Annotated in this window: 17 protein-coding genes; 12 read left to right on the forward strand and 5 right to left on the reverse strand. The window is 52.2% G+C overall.

Annotation, left to right across the window (positions count from 1 at the left end):
• The first annotated feature begins 3 nt into the window (after positions 1–3).
• Positions 4–273 (forward strand): exodeoxyribonuclease VII small subunit, encoded by a 270-nt coding sequence (locus tag BKD14_RS04990; RefSeq protein WP_022709975.1) that lies wholly within the window; start codon positions 4–6, stop codon positions 271–273.
• 84 nt (positions 274–357) lie between these two features.
• On the opposite strand, the gene BKD14_RS04995 is transcribed toward BKD14_RS04990, so the two are convergent.
• Together BKD14_RS04995 and BKD14_RS05000 are read right to left on the reverse strand one after the other, a co-directional pair.
• Positions 358–855: a DedA family protein gene (locus tag BKD14_RS04995; protein ID WP_075654475.1), complete on the reverse strand. Its 498-nt coding sequence runs from the start codon at positions 853–855 to the stop codon at positions 358–360.
• A gap of 18 nt (positions 856–873) precedes the next feature.
• The gene (locus BKD14_RS05000) at positions 874–1,134 is read right to left on the reverse strand and encodes a GlsB/YeaQ/YmgE family stress response membrane protein (protein ID WP_022709973.1); all 261 of its coding nucleotides are present in this window, start codon (positions 1,132–1,134) and stop codon (positions 874–876) included.
• A gap of 260 nt (positions 1,135–1,394) precedes the next feature.
• Between BKD14_RS05000 and BKD14_RS05005 the strand changes: the two genes are divergently transcribed.
• The 5 genes from BKD14_RS05005 (at position 1,395) to BKD14_RS05025 (ending at position 7,338) form a co-directional block, all read left to right on the forward strand.
• A complete protein-coding gene (locus tag BKD14_RS05005; RefSeq protein ID WP_075654476.1) occupies positions 1,395–2,042 on the forward strand; it encodes a YidB family protein in 648 nt (215 codons plus the stop codon).
• A gap of 228 nt (positions 2,043–2,270) precedes the next feature.
• Positions 2,271–3,206 carry a pirin family protein gene (locus tag BKD14_RS05010; RefSeq protein WP_075654477.1) on the forward strand — a complete coding sequence of 312 codons (936 nt, stop codon included), beginning with the start codon at positions 2,271–2,273 and terminating at the stop codon, positions 3,204–3,206.
• 98 nt (positions 3,207–3,304) lie between these two features.
• Entirely contained in the window at positions 3,305–5,245 is a 1,941-nt protein-coding gene (dxs, locus tag BKD14_RS05015; protein ID WP_075654478.1) for a 1-deoxy-D-xylulose-5-phosphate synthase, read from the forward strand.
• A gap of 84 nt (positions 5,246–5,329) precedes the next feature.
• On the forward strand, positions 5,330–6,109 hold the full coding sequence (locus tag BKD14_RS05020; protein WP_075654479.1) for a TlyA family RNA methyltransferase: 780 nt from the start codon (positions 5,330–5,332) through the stop codon (positions 6,107–6,109).
• A complete protein-coding gene (locus BKD14_RS05025; RefSeq protein WP_075654480.1) occupies positions 6,109–7,338 on the forward strand; it encodes a class I SAM-dependent RNA methyltransferase in 1,230 nt (409 codons plus the stop codon). The genes BKD14_RS05020 and BKD14_RS05025 overlap by 1 nt, the downstream gene beginning before the upstream one ends.
• A gap of 18 nt (positions 7,339–7,356) precedes the next feature.
• On the opposite strand, the gene BKD14_RS05030 is transcribed toward BKD14_RS05025, so the two are convergent.
• The 3 genes from BKD14_RS05030 to BKD14_RS05040 form a co-directional block, all read right to left on the reverse strand.
• Positions 7,357–8,106: an SDR family NAD(P)-dependent oxidoreductase gene (locus BKD14_RS05030; RefSeq protein WP_075654481.1), complete on the reverse strand. Its 750-nt coding sequence runs from the start codon at positions 8,104–8,106 to the stop codon at positions 7,357–7,359.
• A 2-nt stretch (positions 8,107–8,108) separates the two neighbouring features.
• The gene (gene tldD / locus BKD14_RS05035; RefSeq protein ID WP_075654482.1) at positions 8,109–9,536 is read right to left on the reverse strand and encodes a metalloprotease TldD; all 1,428 of its coding nucleotides are present in this window, start codon (positions 9,534–9,536) and stop codon (positions 8,109–8,111) included.
• A 157-nt stretch (positions 9,537–9,693) separates the two neighbouring features.
• Positions 9,694–10,254: an invasion associated locus B family protein gene (locus BKD14_RS05040; RefSeq protein WP_022711683.1), complete on the reverse strand. Its 561-nt coding sequence runs from the start codon at positions 10,252–10,254 to the stop codon at positions 9,694–9,696.
• 883 nt (positions 10,255–11,137) lie between these two features.
• On the opposite strand from BKD14_RS05040, the gene coxB reads away from it, so the two are divergent.
• From coxB to BKD14_RS05070, 6 genes are all read left to right on the forward strand, one after another.
• The gene (gene coxB, locus BKD14_RS05045) at positions 11,138–12,022 is read left to right on the forward strand and encodes a cytochrome c oxidase subunit II (RefSeq protein WP_033316145.1); all 885 of its coding nucleotides are present in this window, start codon (positions 11,138–11,140) and stop codon (positions 12,020–12,022) included.
• Between the two features lie 184 nt (positions 12,023–12,206).
• Entirely contained in the window at positions 12,207–13,895 is a 1,689-nt protein-coding gene (gene ctaD / locus BKD14_RS05050) for a cytochrome c oxidase subunit I (protein WP_022711681.1), read from the forward strand.
• A gap of 339 nt (positions 13,896–14,234) precedes the next feature.
• The gene (locus tag BKD14_RS05055) at positions 14,235–15,188 is read left to right on the forward strand and encodes a heme o synthase (RefSeq protein ID WP_075654483.1); all 954 of its coding nucleotides are present in this window, start codon (positions 14,235–14,237) and stop codon (positions 15,186–15,188) included.
• Between the two features lie 2 nt (positions 15,189–15,190).
• Positions 15,191–15,367: a hypothetical protein gene (locus tag BKD14_RS05060; RefSeq protein ID WP_238481772.1), complete on the forward strand. Its 177-nt coding sequence runs from the start codon at positions 15,191–15,193 to the stop codon at positions 15,365–15,367.
• A 74-nt stretch (positions 15,368–15,441) separates the two neighbouring features.
• Positions 15,442–16,089, forward strand: a complete 648-nt coding sequence (locus tag BKD14_RS05065; RefSeq protein WP_075654799.1) for a cytochrome c oxidase assembly protein — start codon at positions 15,442–15,444, stop codon at positions 16,087–16,089.
• 203 nt (positions 16,090–16,292) lie between these two features.
• Positions 16,293–17,171 (forward strand): cytochrome c oxidase subunit 3, encoded by an 879-nt coding sequence (locus BKD14_RS05070; RefSeq protein WP_022711677.1) that lies wholly within the window; start codon positions 16,293–16,295, stop codon positions 17,169–17,171.
• Positions 17,172–17,329: the final 158 nt, after the last annotated feature.

The following is a 17,329-nucleotide window of genomic DNA, read 5'->3' on the forward strand; positions in this document are numbered from 1 at the left end:
ATTATGACCGAGCCGAACACCACCGGACAAGCTTCCAATGATGATATTGCAGTGATGAGCTTCGAACAGGCGCTCAAGCAGCTGGAAACAATTGTCGATGATCTGGAACGCGGTGATGTGCCTTTGGAAAAATCGATCCTGATTTATGAACGCGGTGAAGCGCTGAAAAATCATTGCGAGAAACTGCTGCAGTCAGCAGAAGATAAAGTCGAGAAAATCAAACTCAGCCGCGACGGTCAGCCAACCGGCACCGAGCCGCTTGATCCTGAGTGAGTATCCGGCAGTGATTTAAACCGTAGCCCCGCAATGTCGGGGCTTTTTTGTACGCCGATGATACAGCCGGTTATAAATCAGCCTCTAAAGTACTCTTTTAAACAAGGCGCTGAAATAATAGGGGCCTGCGCCCCAGACTAAAGTCCAGAGTGCCGCGCCGATAATATTGGCGGAGACAAATTTCAGCCAGTGCATTTTTAAGGCACCAGCCATGATACCGTTTAACTGGCGTAAAATAGCAAAGAAGCGTGCAGTGATGACAATGCCGCTGCCGTATTTTTCAAACAGTTTTTCGAATTGCTCCAGCCGCTCCGGTGTTAATTTGATATAGGGACCGAAGCGGATCAGAATTTTCCGCCCGCCAAAATGGCCGATCAGATAACCTGTGCTGTCGCCCAGTATCGCGCCGAGAAACACCGCGAGTAACATAACCGGTAAAGACAGTTCGCCTTGCTGAGCCAGCAGGGATGCAGCAATAAGCAATGTCTCTCCCGGTACCGGCGCACCGAAACTTTCAAAATAAATGATGATAAACAGAGCGATTGAGCCATAAGCGGCAATATATGGCTCAACCCAATGCATGTTCGTACCTGTTTATGTTTATCTTAGCTGCCTCTGGCCGCTGATTGCGTGATAAAGGAACAGCACGACCACTGCACCGATTACCGAAACAATCAGGCTGTAAATATTCAGGCCGGTAACACCCGCCGCACCGAAGAAATTGAAAATAACACCGCCGATAACCGCGCCGACAATGCCGAGGACAATATCCATCAGCATGCCCTGACCGCTTTTGTTGACGATTTTGCTGCCGATAAAACCGGCAATGAGACCGAGAATAATCCAGCTGATAACTGACATTGTATGTTCTCCGTTTCGCAAAAAGCATTTTACAGAGACAGATCACATCCGGCGCTGCAAGAATGCGAAAATCAAAGAAACCGGAACGCAGACCATCAATTAAATTCACGTGCTGGCAAATTCATGAGGCTGGCTCTGGAAACTCGGTAAAACGCTCCCATATCATTACATGCTTGGCAAGTGACAATCTTGCCAAGTAAATATTTTTGCGCGATGCTGCTAAGTATCCGGCATTTCAGCAGGTTTGGAGGAAGTATAGAATGGGCCTTTTTGGTGGTGTCTCTTCAAATAATGAACCGGTACCGGGCGGCAGTCTGACCAAACCGGTTCTGATTGCACTTGGTGCATTGCTCGTTGGTCGTATGTTCAGCGGTAAATCCGATGATAATGAACAGCCTCAGGTGAATGCGCCGGATCAGGCCGCATCCGGCGGCGGTCTCGGCGATCTTCTGGGCAGCGTGTTCGGCGGCGGACAGCAGGCGAATGCTCCGGCAGGCACGCAGGCAGATTCACAGGCTGGTGGCCTTGGTGGTCTCGGCAGTGTTCTTGGCGGCTTGCTTGGCGGTGTTCTGGGTGGCACAGCCGCAGGACAAGCCGGACAGACCGGCAGCGGCGGTGGACTTGGCGGCGGTTTAGGCGGCTTGCTTGAGCAGCTTACACAGGCCGGCCATGCAGATAAAGTTGATAGCTGGGTTGGTTCCGGCAGCAATGCGCCGATTGAACCGGATCAGCTTGGCAATGCCATTGGCAAAAACACAATTTCGGATATTGCCCGTCAGACGGGTGTCAATGAACAGGATTTGCTGGCAGAGCTTTCCGCAGCATTGCCGGGCATTGTCGACAAGCTGACAGCGAATGGTCAGGTGCCGGATATGCAGCAATTGCTGAAAATGCTTGGTCAGAAATAACAGGCATTAGTGTCCGATCCTGTCTGACTGATTTGTGATGGAATGTCCGGATGTAAAACTCCGGACATTTCTTATTTTATGATATGCTGTTTAAAGTGCATCCCGAAAATCTGTTGCAGATTTTGGTGCGGATGCGTTTGAAAGCCAATAGATCAGGCATTTCAATGGCTCAGTTTGAGCTGGCAGTGCTTCGACTACGCGTTTCATTGTTTCTGAAAGGACAGATTTGTGAGCTTCTTTCCCGGTCAGGATCCGGTTCCCGGTGATCATCAGTCGATTGATGCAATTGAAACGCTGATTATTCCGCGTACCAGTGAAGTCGGCGGTTTGCAGGTGCGCCGTGCATTACCTACTGCAAAGCGCAGGCTCGTGGGGCCTTTCATTTTCTTTGACCGGATGGGGCCGGCCTTATTACGGGCCGGGCAGGCGCTGGATGTAGCGCCGCATCCGCATATCGGGCTTTCAACGGTTACTTATCTTCTGGATGGTAATATCCGGCATCGTGACAGTCTCGGTACCGAGCAGGTAATTAATCCCGGTGAAGTCAATCTGATGACTGCGGGACGCGGCATTGTGCATTCTGAGCGCACGCCGGAAGAAATGCGCGGGTCGCCGCTGGCTATCTCCGGTGTGCAGACATGGGTTGCTTTGCCTGAACGCTCTGAAAATATGGCGCCGGAATTCAGCAATCATACGGTGCAGCAATTGCCGTGGTTGGCGGAAAAAGAATTCCGCATGCGCCTGATGATCGGCGATATGCACGGGCTGAAATCCGATGTGCCGACCTATAGCGAGACACTCTATGCCGATGTGTTTATTGAGGCGGGTGGCAAATTCCATTTGCCTGCGGTTCAGGAAGAGCGGGCGATTTATATCCTGAGCGGTGCAGTGCGCATTGCCGGAGAAGTATTTACGGATAATCAATTGCTGGCCTTCCGGCAGGGTGATGATATTGTGATTGAAGCCGTGCCGCAAAATTTCGCCGGTGAGGGCGCACAGATCATGGTCTTCGGTGGCGAGGCGATGGACAGCCGCCGTTATATCTGGTGGAATTTCGTTTCATCATCAAAAGAACGTATTGAACAGGCAAAAGAAGAGTGGCGCAGCCGCCGCTTTGATATTGTACCGGGCGATGCGGAAGAATTTATCCCGCTGCCTGAATAAATATTTGATATAGCTGATTGCAAAATACAGGCGGATGGGAAACAAAGCCGTTAATCTCCGCCTGTTCTGACTGTCCATAGAATAATAAGGTTTTCCCAATGACCGGTTTTGATAACAAACTGCACACGCCATTGCTGGATCAGGTGCATTTGCCGGAAGATTTGCGAAAACTGGATCCAGCACAATTGCCGCAACTGGCGGATGAATTGCGCGCAGATCTGATTGATGTAGTGTCGCGCACCGGTGGTCATCTCGGCTCAAGCCTTGGTGTGGTCGAGCTTACTGTGGCGCTGCATTACCTGTTTGATACGCCGAATGACCGTCTGATCTGGGATGTGGGGCACCAGACCTATCCGCATAAAATTCTGACCGGACGACGCGAGCGTATGCCGACCATTCGTCAGGAGGGCGGCCTGTCCGGTTTCACCAAACGTGCTGAAAGCGAATATGACGATTTCGGCACCGGCCATGCATCGACCTCGATTTCCGCAGGTCTCGGCATGTCGGTTGCAAGTGAGCTCAAGGGTGAGAAGCGCAATGTGATTGCGGTTATCGGTGACGGTTCCATGTCTGCCGGTATGGCCTATGAGGCGATGAATAATGCCGGTGCGCTGGATGCCCGTCTGATCGTTATTCTCAATGATAATGATATGTCGATTGCGCCGCCGACCGGTGCGATGAGCGCCTATCTCGCACGTCTGGTCTCGGGGCCGACTTATCGCAACCTGCGCGAGATGGCGAAGCAGATCAGCACGAAGCTGCCAAAATTCTTTCAGGATAAAGCCCGTAAGACAGAAGAATTTGCCCGTGGTTTCTGGGCTGGCGGCACAATGTTTGAAGAGCTGGGCATGTATTATGTCGGCCCTGTGGATGGTCATAATCTCGATCATCTTCTGCCGGTTCTGACAAATATCCGCGATAATGTTGAGGGGCCTGTGCTGGTGCATGTGGTGACTCAGAAGGGCAAAGGTTATGCCCCTGCGGAAGCCGCTGCCGACAAATATCACGGCGTTAATAAATTCGATGTCATTACCGGCAAGCAGTCAAAACCGCCTGCAAATGCACCAAGCTATACAAAAGTTTTCGCCAATGCGCTGATTGAGGAAGCGCGCCACGACGAAAAGGTTGTGGCAGTGACGGCAGCAATGCCGGACGGCACGGGGCTTAATCTTTTCGGACAGGCTTTTCCGAAGCGTACTTTCGATGTCGGCATGGCTGAGCAACATGCAGTGACTTTCGCAGCCGGTTTGGCTGCTGAAGGGCTGAAGCCTTTTGCAGCGATTTACTCCACCTTCCTGCAACGCGCTTATGATCAGGTGGTGCATGATGTGGCGATCCAGCATTTGCCGGTGCGGTTTGCGATTGATCGTGCCGGTGTGGTTGGCGCGGATGGTGCCACCCATGCGGGGAGTTTCGACACTGCTTTCCTGAGTAATCTGCCGGGCTTTGTGGTGATGGCCGCTTCGGATGAAGCGGAACTGGTGCATATGGTGCGCACTGCTGCGGAATATGAAGACGGGCCGATCTCCTTCCGCTATCCGCGCGGGGATGGTGTGGGCGTTGATCTGCCGGAGCGTGGTACTGTTCTGGAAATCGGTAAAGGCCGTATTGTCCGCGAAGGCAGCAAAATTGCGATCTTAAGTTTCGGCGCGCGCTTGCAGGAATGTCTGGCGGCTGCTGATGAACTGGATGCAGCGGGGCTTTCGACCACTGTTGCTGATGCGCGTTTTGCCAAGCCGCTGGATCATGATCTGATCCGCCGTCTTGCTAAAGAGCATCAGGTATTGCTCACGATTGAAGAAGGTGCGGCAGGCGGCTTTGGCGCGCATGTGTTGCATTATCTCAGCAATGAAGGTGCGCTGGATCATGGTTTGCGGGTTCGCACATTGATTTTGCCGGACGCATTTATGGATCATGCCAAGCCTGAAGCTATGTATGCCCGCGCTGGTTTGGATAGTGCAGGCATCGTGCGAGCGGCCTTTGCAGCGCTCGGTCGTGATGTGCTGACCGGTGAGGCAGGCGGCGGACTGCGGGCGTAATCTGCTTGCAGACTTTGCTATGTTGATAGACATGCGCGGATAAAACATCTTGTGTTCAGGCGTTGTCTCCTTCATTGAGGCAGCATGAGTGAAAATACAGATAAGATACGCCTTGATCAGGCGCTGGTAGAGCGCGGGCTGTTTGCTTCGCGCTCGCGTGCCCGCGATGCGGTGGCACGTGGTACCGTGCGCGTGAATGGTCAGGTGGTCACTAAAGCCGGTCAGAACGTGACGGCACAAGCTGAGCTGGCAGTGGATGATCCGGCCAGCCGTTTTGTCTCCCGTGCGGCGCTGAAACTGACTGCCGCGCTCGATCATTTCGGATTTGAGGTTGAGGGCAAGACAGCACTGGATATCGGTGCTTCTACCGGCGGTTTCACGCAAGTGCTGCTCGAGCGCGGTGCAGAGCATGTGATCTGCGTCGATGTCGGCCATGACCAGTTACATGAGACTTTGCGCGGCGATAAACGCGTTACCAATCTCGAAGGGCTGAATGCCCGTGTTCTTGATGCAAGTCATTTACGGGGATGCAAGGTTGAGATTGTTGTCTCGGATGTCAGCTTCATTTCGTTGAAACTGGCACTGCCTAATGCGCTTGATCTTTGCGCGGATGACGGCTGGTGTCTGTTGCTGGTGAAGCCGCAATTCGAGGCAGGACGCGAGGCTATCGGCAAAGGCGGTATTCTCAAAGACCCGTCGCAGGGTGAGAAAATTGCGCTGGATTTGCAGGATTGGCTCAATACGCAATCCGGCTGGCAGGCTTTAGGATTTTGTGCCTCACCGATTACCGGTGGTGACGGCAATCAGGAATATATTTTGGCAGGCAGGAAGAACAAAGCTGCCGCCGCGAAGGACGATGTTTGATGAGTTTGCGTGTTACAATCAATGCGATGGGTGCCGGTGGTGATGGTGTTGCCCAGCTGCCGGATGGTCAGGTTTTTGTGCCTTTTACCTTGCCGGGTGAGGTTGCCAATGTTGCGCGGGATAAGAACCGCGCCAGCCTGATGGCCCTGCTGGAAACATCTGAACAGCGTGTGGAACCATCTTGCCGTCATTTCGAAGATTGCGGCGGTTGCGCCTTGCAGCATTGGGAAATGTCTGCCTATCAGGCATGGAAGCGCTCATTGGTTGCAGCGAGCCTTGATGGCCGTGGTTTGAAATATGAGCTGGCACCATTGGTGCCATGTTCGCAGCAGAGCCGCCGCCGTGCGACATTCGCTATCCGCAAAACCGAAGCCGGTTTGCTGCTTGGTTTTAACCGTCACCAGAGCCATGAGCTGATCAATATTTCTGAATGTGCGGTGACAGTTCCGGCGATTATTTCCCGTCTGGATGATCTGCGCAAAGTCGCTATTCATCTGGCCGATGGTGCCAAGCCGTTCAAGCTGACGGTTACTGATACGGAATCCGGCCTTGATCTGGCTGCAAGCGGCTGCCCGACACCGGATGATGCAGCACGCCGTATTCTCACGCCTTTGATGATGGAACTGGGTTTTGCCCGTCTCAGTGTTGACGGTGAGATCATTCTGGAGCCAAAGAAGCCGCTGATTACCTTTGGCAAAGTACCGGTGAATATTCCGTCCGGCAGTTTCCTTCAGGCAACAATCGAAGCTGAAGAAGCCATGGTTGCGCTGGTGATCGGCCATTTCAAAAAGGTCAAAAAAGCGGCTGACCTGTTCTGTGGTGTCGGTACTTTTGCTCTGCGTATGGCTGAAACCATGGCGGTTCATGCGGTGGAAAATGATGCGCCGGCACTGGCAGCACTGGATCGTGGTATCCGTCATGTGCAGGGGCTGAAACCGGTTACCCATGAGCGGCGTGATCTGTTCCGCCGCCCGATCCTGTATAAGGATCTCAATGCCTATCAGGGTATTGTTTTCGATCCGCCGCGTGCCGGTGCTGAAGAGCAGGCGGTGCAGATTGCCAAATCATCCGTGCCAAAAGTCGCTGCTGTTTCCTGTAATCCGGTGACACTGGCACGCGACCTCGCCATTCTGGTGAAGGGCGGTTACAAGATCGACAAGATTATCCCTGTCGATCAGTTCTTGTGGTCATCCCATGTGGAAACCGTAGCATTGCTGTCGAAAAAATAATCAGGAGAGGGCGGGTGTTCAGCCGAACAACCCGCCTTCATCCGTATCAATTGTGATCGAAGACAGAGTGATATGGCGTGGTCGGGTGATCGCAAACATCACAGCCTCACAAACATCGCGATTGGTTGCGCGCTCACCTTTGACGCGCTCCGGAATGGCATCCCATTCCGTATCCGCCGGTGAGATATCATCCAGATAGGGCGGGTGCACACAGAGTGAACGCACCGGCGTGCCGCGCAGCATTTGCTGCAAACCTGTTGCTATCGCTGCCTGTGCATGTTTCGCAGCATAAAACGGTACAGCCACACTATGCAGCGGTGCATTTGGCAATGCGCTGATCGAGCCGATGGTCACAATATCCGGTCTGGATGAGCGTTTCAGCAGCGGCAACAGGCCTTGCGTGAACAGAAAACTGCCGGTCACCGCAGCATTAATGGTGCCGAACACTTCTTGTTCGCTATGCGGTTCATCACTGGCTTCCAGCCACATTGCACCATTATTAATCAGCAGATCAATCGTGTTATATTTTTCTGTGATCTGCGCGATGGCACGGCCGATACTGGCATTATCTGCCAGATCAACCACAACCTGATCAGGGCGCAGACCTGTGCGCTGTTCAATCTGGTCAGCAATCGTCGAGAGTGCAGATTGATTGCGGGCGCAGAGCACAATTTTGCAACCGGCATCGGCCAGCATCATCGCCATTGCAGCACCAAGACCACGGCCGGAGCCGGTGATAACAGTCGTTAAACCATTCAGATTTTTCATGTTTATACCGCGGTTCCGCCGACTGTCATTTGATCCATACGCAGATGCGGCTGACCAACACCAACAGGCACCCATTGGCCGCCTTTACCGCAATTGCCGGAGCCGTTATCGAGCTTGCTGTCATTGCCGATCATCGATACGCGATGCATGGCATCAGGACCATTGCCGATCAGCATGGCACCTTTGACCGGCGCGCCCACTTTGCCGTCTTCAATCATATAGGCTTCGGTGCAACCAAATACGAATTTACCGGAGGTAATGTCTACCTGACCACCGCCGAAAGACACCGCATAGATGCCTTTCTTAACAGAAGCGATAATTTCTTCCGGTGTTTTATCACCGGAGAGCATCATCGTATTGGTCATGCGTGGCATTGGTGCATGGGCATAGGATTCACGACGGCCATTGCCGGTTGGTTTCATCCCCATCAGACGGGCATTCTGGCGATCCTGCATGTAATTGACGAGCTTGCCGTCATCAATCAGCACAGTGCTGTTGGTCGGCGTGCCTTCGTCATCAATGGTCAGCGAGCCGCGACGGTCAGCGATGGTGCCATCATCAACCACGGTCACGCCTTTGGCGGCAACCTGTTGTCCCATGAGGCCTGCGAAGGCTGAGAGTTGTTTGCGGTTGAAGTCGCCTTCAAGACCATGGCCTACCGCCTCATGCAGCATTACACCCGGCCAACCATTGGACAAGACGATGTCGAAAGTACCGGCAGGGGCGGGGATCGCTTCGAGATTAACCAGAGCCTGACGCAGGGCTTCATCCGCTGCGTGCTGCCATGAGCCTGTAGCGATAAAATCTTCAAACAGGCGACGGCCACCCATGGAATAGGAGCCGGATTCCTGACGGTCGCCCTGACCGGCCATAACGGAAATCGACAGGCGTACCATCGGACGGATGTCACGGACGAAATTTCCGTCCGCACGCAAGATTTCTACCTGCTGCCATGAACCGCCGATGCTGACACTGACCTGACGCACTTTACTGTCTTTGGCGCGCAAATAGCCGTCAATCTGCTGAAGCAGAACGACTTTTTCATTGAAAGTCGGAGAGCCTAGCGGGTTCACATCCGTATAGAGATGGCGGTTTGTACCAGCCGGAGCTGCACTGTAAGTGCCTGACGATCCGCGGGAAATCGCTGATGCTGCATCGGATGCACGAAGCAGGGCGCTATGGGTCAGTTCGCCGGAATGGGCATAGCCGACCGTCTCACCGGAGACACAACGCAGACCAAAACCCTGTCCCTGATTGAAAGAGCCGTTTTTCAGACGGCCATCATCAAAGACCAGAGATTCAGATTCCGCATATTCCAGATAAAGTTCACCGTCTTCACTGCCGTGGAGCGATTGCGCAACCAGTTTTTCAACCTTGTCACGGCTGACATCGAATTCATCAATCAGGCTTCGGGACGTGGTGGAACTCATAGATTTACTCCGGAACAGCGGCTGTGGCCTGTATCAGACGGGTGATTGTTCTTTGTATATGGCGAGTTTGCTGCCGTGGGACAAGCCGGACAGCGGGATAAAATAAAAACGCCGCCGTCAAAATATGAGCGGCGGCGTTTTAATCAGGTTGAAGAGCTTATGGCAGCTTGTTGAAGCCGTCGCTGAAGCCCTGCAGTTCAACGGGAATACCCACGCCTTCTTCCGGTGTCTGGAACACGATGAAGGTTGCGGCCTTACCCTTGCGCAGCGTGTCGATCAGCGCGTCGTCAAGGATAACCTCCGCATAGCAGCCGTCTTCAAAACAGCGCACGAAATAAGCGCGGCCGATATCTTTGCCGTCCACATTGAGGCCGAGGCCGTTTGGCAGCAAAACGCCGAGTGGTGCAAGCACACGCAGGATACGCGCTTTATTGTCGGCAGTTTTCAGAACAACGACCGAGAGGCCGAGTTCAGGACGGTCAGCAGCGATCACATTCTGGATCAGCGCACATTGTTCGGTCTTGGCACCGGCAGGCTTGTCGCAAAGAATGGACCATGCGCCATGCTGAGAGCGCAAAGTGCCGTTTTTCTGCGATGCACCGGAAGCGGTTGGCTGCGGTGCAGTCTGAGCAAAAGCAGCAGAGGCGGATACAGCCATAAGGCCTGCACCGAGCAGAGCAGCGGCAACTTTACGGCTGACAGAAGAGAAATGGTGCATATTTATGATACCTTTGGCGGCTCGGTAAACATTACATCGGTAAATGCGGCGTGAGCCGTAACTACCCTTTGAAAGCGTATTTAAGAGAGGGCTTTGCGTCATTTCCGGAAACCGGCAAATCAGAAAGCCATGCTTTTCATTCTGTGTACATGGATAATGGCGGAATTTGAACCGGATAAGGTAAAGTTTTAGTATAAATCAGATTGTGAACACCATTCTAAATCCGCATTGCCGAAATTATCGCTATGCCATGCACAGTTTTCAGCATCTTCCCTCCGTTTTAGCACCGTGAATTGCAGGCTGATCTGAAAGAGTGTGCAGCGTTTGAAATCTGCTGTGCTTTTCAGAATATTGCAGCAGCTTTGTGCAGGATGCGCGGTGCATTGTTTTAACTGTATTTTACTTGATCCAGATCAATGCAAATAAGTCCGGGCTGTGAATTGATTCTCCGTTCTGAGGCCGGAATAAGGCATGATCTGTGGATTTGGGCTGTTTTGGCGCGGTTGAGATAATCAGGAAAACCTTGAGATTTTTCCGGACAGACAAAATCTGTAAAAGGTCGCGTTATACCGCTCTCTATTTTTAACTCTTTGATTTTATGTGTTTTTATAGATTGATTTGAATATTTTTATATCCGGTTACCTGCGGGATGAACCGGAAAAGGCCCGTGTTTTTGAGTTGTATTACGCGCAAAAATGCCGCACGGGAAAATCTTCGCCTTCCTTGCTTGGTGCTATAATGTGTTGTCAGTACGGTGGGGGAACGGGACATTGGCTGGGGAAGAGCTATGTCCGCGATTAACCGGCAAGGCTATAATCGGGAGAAGATGCTGGTGGATAGGGTTATTGCCACAAATAAAGTCGTTGCAGGTAAGGATTCTGCGATGAAAAAACATATTTTGACCGGCAGCGCGGTTGCATTCGGCGCAGTGTCGGGTCTTTTGGCGTCTGCAGCGGGCGCACTGGCTGACAAGCCGGTTGACTGGCAGCTGAGCTGGCAGGATTCCGCAACAAAAATTGCGGATCAGATACATTGGTTCGAGCGTTATTCGCTGATGTTCATTATTCCGGTAACCGGTCTGGTGATGCTGCTGCTCTTGTGGTGCATCCTGCGCTTCCGTAAAGGCGCAAATCCGGTTGCTTCCAAAACCAGCCATAACACAACGATTGAAGTGATCTGGACACTGGGTCCGGTCATTATTCTGCTGTTTCTGGCCATTCCATCCTTCCAGCTTCTGACTGCGCAATATTCTCCGGATGAGCCAAAACTGACTGTTAAAGCAACAGGTTATCAGTGGTACTGGGGCTATGAATATCAGACAGAAGAGCCGCTTTCTTTTGATGCGCTTCTGCTGAAAGACGAAGACCGTGCGAGCGCCGGTAAACAGGATCTGGCCGCTTATCCGCGTCTTCTGGCCGTTGATAATGAAGTTGTGGTTCCTGTGGATACGACTGTTCGCTTGCTGGTGACAGCTGCCGATGTGATCCACTCATGGGCAATGCCTGCTTTCGGCGTCAAGATGGATGGTGTTCCGGGACGTAATAACGAAACATGGTTCAAGGCCGCCCGTGAAGGGCTCTATTACGGCCAGTGTTCTGAACTATGCGGTAAAGATCATGCTTATATGCCGATTGCTGTGCGCGTTGTCTCACAGGAGCGTTATGATGCATGGCTTGCTGCTGCCCGTACGGATATTTCCGGTGCGAATAAAACGCTGATGGCCGAAATTGAAAATGACAACAAGACCGTGACTGTTGCCGGAAACTGATTATAAGCCTGACGTGAACGGAGTTTTCGTCAGGCTCTTGGGTTTTTACAGGTCACGAACCGCATGGCTGCTTAAAAATCAAATATGATTTAAGACGGAATTCATGTGGTAGTTCAATATTTTAGAATACCTGTTTTGGTTCCCTAAAGGGCATTTGGTATTCGTTCAGAACGGGAGCAATCTTATGGCTGGTACAACAGCTCACGATACCCGAAAGGGAGCCCCTCACGCAGGGGCGGATGCACACCATGACGACCACAAGCCGCGCGGCTGGGTACGCTGGGTGTATTCGACCAATCACAAAGATATCGGTACACTCTATCTGATCTTTGCGATTATTTCCGGTATCATCGGCGGGGCATTGTCCATCGCTATGCGTGCGGAATTGCAGGAGCCTGGTATCCAGATTTTCCATGGTCTGGCTTCTATGGTCTATGGCGTTGAAGGCGATGCGGCACTGGATGCCGGTAAGCATATGTTCAACGTGTTTACCTCCATGCATGCGCTGATTATGATCTTCTTCATGGTCATGCCTGCGCTGATCGGTGGTTTCGCCAACTGGATGGTTCCGTTGATGATCGGTGCGCCTGATATGGCGTTCCCGCGCATGAACAATATTTCATTCTGGCTGCTGCCTCCGGCATTGCTGCTGCTGCTGATTTCCTTCTTCGTGCCGGGGCCTGCCGGTGGTTGGGGCGCAGGTGGCGGCTGGACGCTGTATCCGCCGCTGTCGACTTCGGGGCAGCCTGGACCTGCGGTGGATTTCGCAATTCTGTCGATCCACATTTCCGGTGCGTCGTCCATTCTCGGTGCGATCAACTTCATCACAACCATTCTGAATATGCGTGCGCCGGGCATGACCCTGCATAAAATGCCGCTTTTCGCATGGTCTGTTCTGGTTACAGCCTTCCTGCTTCTGTTGTCGCTGCCGGTTCTGGCCGGTGCGATCACAATGCTGCTGACAGACCGTAACTTTGCGACAGCATTCTTCGCGCCTGAAGGTGGCGGTGACCCGATCCTGTATCAGCATCTGTTCTGGTTCTTCGGTCATCCTGAAGTGTATATTCTGATCCTGCCGGGCTTCGGTATTGTCAGTCACGTGATTTCGACCTTCTCGAAGAAGCCGATTTTCGGTTATCTCGGCATGGCCTATGCGATGGTTGCAATCGGTGTTGTCGGCTTTGTGGTCTGGGCGCACCATATGTATACGGTGGGTCTGTCACTCGATACGCAGCGTTATTTTGTGTTCGCGACCATGGTGATTGCGGTGCCGACCGGTATCAAGATCTTCTCGTGGATTGCCACAATGTGGGGCGGTTCGATTGACTTCCGCACACCGATGATCTGGTCAATCGGCTTCATCTTCATGTTCACCGTTGGTGGTATGACCGGTGTACAGCTGGCCAATGCCGGTCTCGACCGTGCGCTGCATGACACATATTATGTTGTCGCGCATTTCCATTACGTATTGTCGCTGGGTGCCGTATTCGCGATTTTTGCGGGCTGGTATTACTGGTTCCCGAAAATGTTCGGCTACATGTACAATGAAACCATCGGCAAAATTCACTTCTGGCTCACATTTATCGGTGTGAATCTGGTGTTCTTCCCGCAGCATTTCCTCGGTCTTGCCGGCATGCCACGCCGCTATATCGACTATCCTGATGCCTATACAGGCTGGAACATGGTGTCGTCCTACGGCTCGTATATTTCCGGCTTTGCGGTGCTGGTTTTCCTCTATGGTGTATTTGAGGCTTTTGCGAAAAAGCGTGCCACAAGTGCAAATCCATGGGGTGAGGGTGCAACAACACTGGAATGGCAGCTGTCTTCGCCGCCGCCTTACCACCAGTGGGAACAGCTCCCGCATGTGAAGTAATATTGTTCGGGCGGCGTCAGTGATGCCGCCGCCCGATACAAACGAAAATGCCGGATAGCATGATTTATGCAATTCATAGAGCCGTTCACTTTTAGGCTATTTATGAATTTCCTAAATTATGACGGGTGTACCGTGCGGTGTTTGGGTGTATAGAGGCGCTATTAGCGCTTTATGCACCGCAGGTGCTGCAACAGTCGCGCAAGAAAATGCGGCGTTGCGGGAGCAGCAGTCTCCCCGCAAATAGCTGCTCAGAGTGCGACATTCGTTTTAAGGAATTGCCGGATTTGAGATCCGGTATCCGGTTTTGCCGGAATTTTTGAATAAGGACAGATACAGATAATGTCTCTGGTTGAGAAAAATAATATGACAGGTGAAGCCGGACAGCCGATGCAGCTGTCTGAAGCGAGCGCGGCTGATTATATCGCGCTGCTGAAACCGCGTGTCATGTCGCTGGTTGTATTTACCGGTTTTGTTGGTCTGATCGTGGCTCCCGGTCATATGAATCCGGTTATGGCTGCGATTGCTATTCTTTGTATTGCGATCGGCGGCGGTGCCTCAGGCGCGCTGAATATGTGGTATGATGCGGATATTGACCGCATTATGAAGCGTACCAAAAACCGGCCGATCCCTGCCGGCCTGATCCGTGAAGAAACAGTGCTTGCCTATGGTATTACACTGTCTGTCTTTTCCGTGATGACGCTTGGCCTGCTCGTCAACTGGCTTGCTGCAGCTTTGCTGGCCTTTACAATTTTCTTCTACAGCGTCGTTTATACAATGTGGCTGAAACGCTCGACACCGCAGAATATTGTGATTGGCGGTGCCGCCGGTGCATTTCCTCCGATGATCGGCTGGGCTTCGGTAACGGGCACAGTTTCGGTTGAAAGTGTTGTTCTGTTTCTGATTATCTTTTTGTGGACGCCGCCGCATTTCTGGGCACTGTCCCTGTTCACATCCGGTGATTATGAAGCGGCAAAAATTCCGATGATGCCGAATGTGCGGGGTGAAAAATCCACACGTTTGCAGATCGTAGTCTATTCGCTGATCGTGGCGCCGGTTGGTGTTCTGCCATGGTTCCTCGGCTTCGGCGGCCATGTCTATGGTGTGCTTTCTGCTTTGCTTGGCGCAATCTTCGTATGGCGCGCAGTGCAGCTCTGGATGGCGCCGGAACATGAAACACAAATGCGCGCTGCCCGTGCGCTGTTTAAATTTTCGCTGGTTTATCTGTCCGCTTTGTTCAGCATCTTGCTTGTTGAGGCGCTGGTGGCGAAAATACTGCCGGTAATAGGGGGATAATGATGGCGGATAAAGAAGCAAAAACTGAACTCGAACTGATAACGCAGACAGAGAAACAGAAGAAAGCCCAGCGCAGCCGCTCTGTGGCTCTGGCACTGGCCTTAACGGCTTTTGTTCTGATCGTTTATATCGGCACATGGGTTAAACTCGGACCAGGTGTGCTGGTTCGCCCGATGTAATCGGAACTGTCAGCGTTTTAAGTCGCAGGGAGGCGGCATAGGCAATGATACAGAAACCGGAAAATACAGAAACAATGCAGGCGCCTGCAGCAGAAGACACTGCTGCACAGGCTGTACGTCATCAGCGTTCCAATCGTATTGTTGCTCTGTCCTGTGCCAGTTTCTTCGTTGCCATGATCGGCATGGCCTATGCGGCTGTCCCGCTTTATCAGATGTTTTGTCAGGTTACCGGCTATGGCGGCACAACGCAGCGCGTTGAGCAGATGTCCGATACAATCCTCGATCAGACGGTCAATGTACGCTTTGATGCCAATGTGTCCGGCGGGCTGCCATGGGACTTCAAGCCGGTTCAGCGCGAAGTGACTGTGCGTATCGGTGAAACGACTATCGTTAATTACGAAGCGAAGAATATCTCCGACCGTCCGGCTTCCGGACGTGCGACATTCAATGTGTCGCCGGATCTCACAGGTTCTTATTTCAACAAGGTTCAGTGTTTCTGCTTTACAGACACGACCCTTGCCGCTGGCGAGACAATGGAAATGCCGGTCATGTTCTTTGTCGATCCGGATATTGTGAAAGAAAAAGACCTTAAAGGGCTGAAGACGATCACCTTGTCTTATACATTTTTCCCGCTGGACAAGGAGCCGGTGAACTCAGCCGCAGCGCCTGCTGTTTTGCAGAAAAATGCTGAAATTAAGCCGGTGGTGAAGCCGCAAGGATAGAGATGCCGCGACATCATGTTGCGGTGCGCAAAAAAGCGAACTGCATCAAGAATATGGTCAAGAGGGGCTATGTTCGGGGCGCAAAAACAGACTGCGTCTGCGGCATAAAATAAAGAACAGGGTGCTTATCGGGGGATATCCGGATGCAGCACCGGAAAGATAAACAGAGGAGCCTTGGGGCATAAACCTTAAGGGGGAATGACATGGCAGACACTCATCAGAAGAACCACGACTATCATATTATAGATCCTAGTCCGTGGCCGTTTCTGAGCTCGGTTGGTGCATTTGTTCTGGCCATTGGCGGTATCGCTTATATGCGCTACCTCAATGCAGGCGAGCTGCATCTGTTTGGTATCAATTTTGTAACGCCATGGCTGTTCTTTATCGGCATCGCCATCATCCTGTATTGCATGTATGGCTGGTGGTCGGATACGATCCGTGAGGGCAAGGAAGGCCACCATACCCGCGTGGTTTCCATCCATCTGCGCTATGGCATGATTATGTTCATTGCCTCCGAAGTCATGTTCTTCGTGGCATGGTTCTGGGCGTTCTTTGATGCCAGCCTGTTCCCGAATGAAGTGCATCAGGTGATGCGTGCAGAATTCACCGGCGGTCAGTGGCCTCCGAAAGGCATGGAAGTTCTCGATCCTCTGCACCTGCCGCTTTATAATACCGTTATTCTGCTGCTCTCCGGCACCACGCTGACATGGGCGCATCATGCGCTGCTGCATAATGACCGCAAAGGCCTTGTCTGGGGGCTGGCGCTGACTGTTGTTCTCGGTGTGCTGTTCTCTTTCGTGCAGGCTTATGAATATATTCATGCGCCATTTGCCTTCAAAGATTCCGTTTATGGTGCAACATTCTTCATGGCGACCGGTTTCCATGGTTTCCACGTTATTGTTGGTACGATCTTTCTGGCCGTTTGTCTGATCCGCTCTATTCGCGGTGATTTCACGCCGAAGAACCATTTTGGTCTGGAAGCCGCTGCATGGTATTGGCATTTCGTGGACGTGGTCTGGCTGTTCCTGTTCTTCAGCATTTATGTCTGGGGTTCATGGGGCGCACCGATTGCCGTGCATTAACCGGCATCAGGAATAACGGTATTTTGCCGGAGTTCTGAGCCTGATGGGATAAGGAAAGCGTCGCGGTTTTTGAGGGCTGCGGCGCTTTTTGTTTCTTAGAGCGGCCTGTGCCGGACCTGGCACATAAAGATGGCTCCAACATTTTAAAATTTTGCTCT

Source organism: Pseudochrobactrum sp. B5, from assembly GCF_001939785.1.
Classification (GTDB): Bacteria; Pseudomonadota; Alphaproteobacteria; order Rhizobiales; family Rhizobiaceae; genus Pseudochrobactrum; species Pseudochrobactrum saccharolyticum.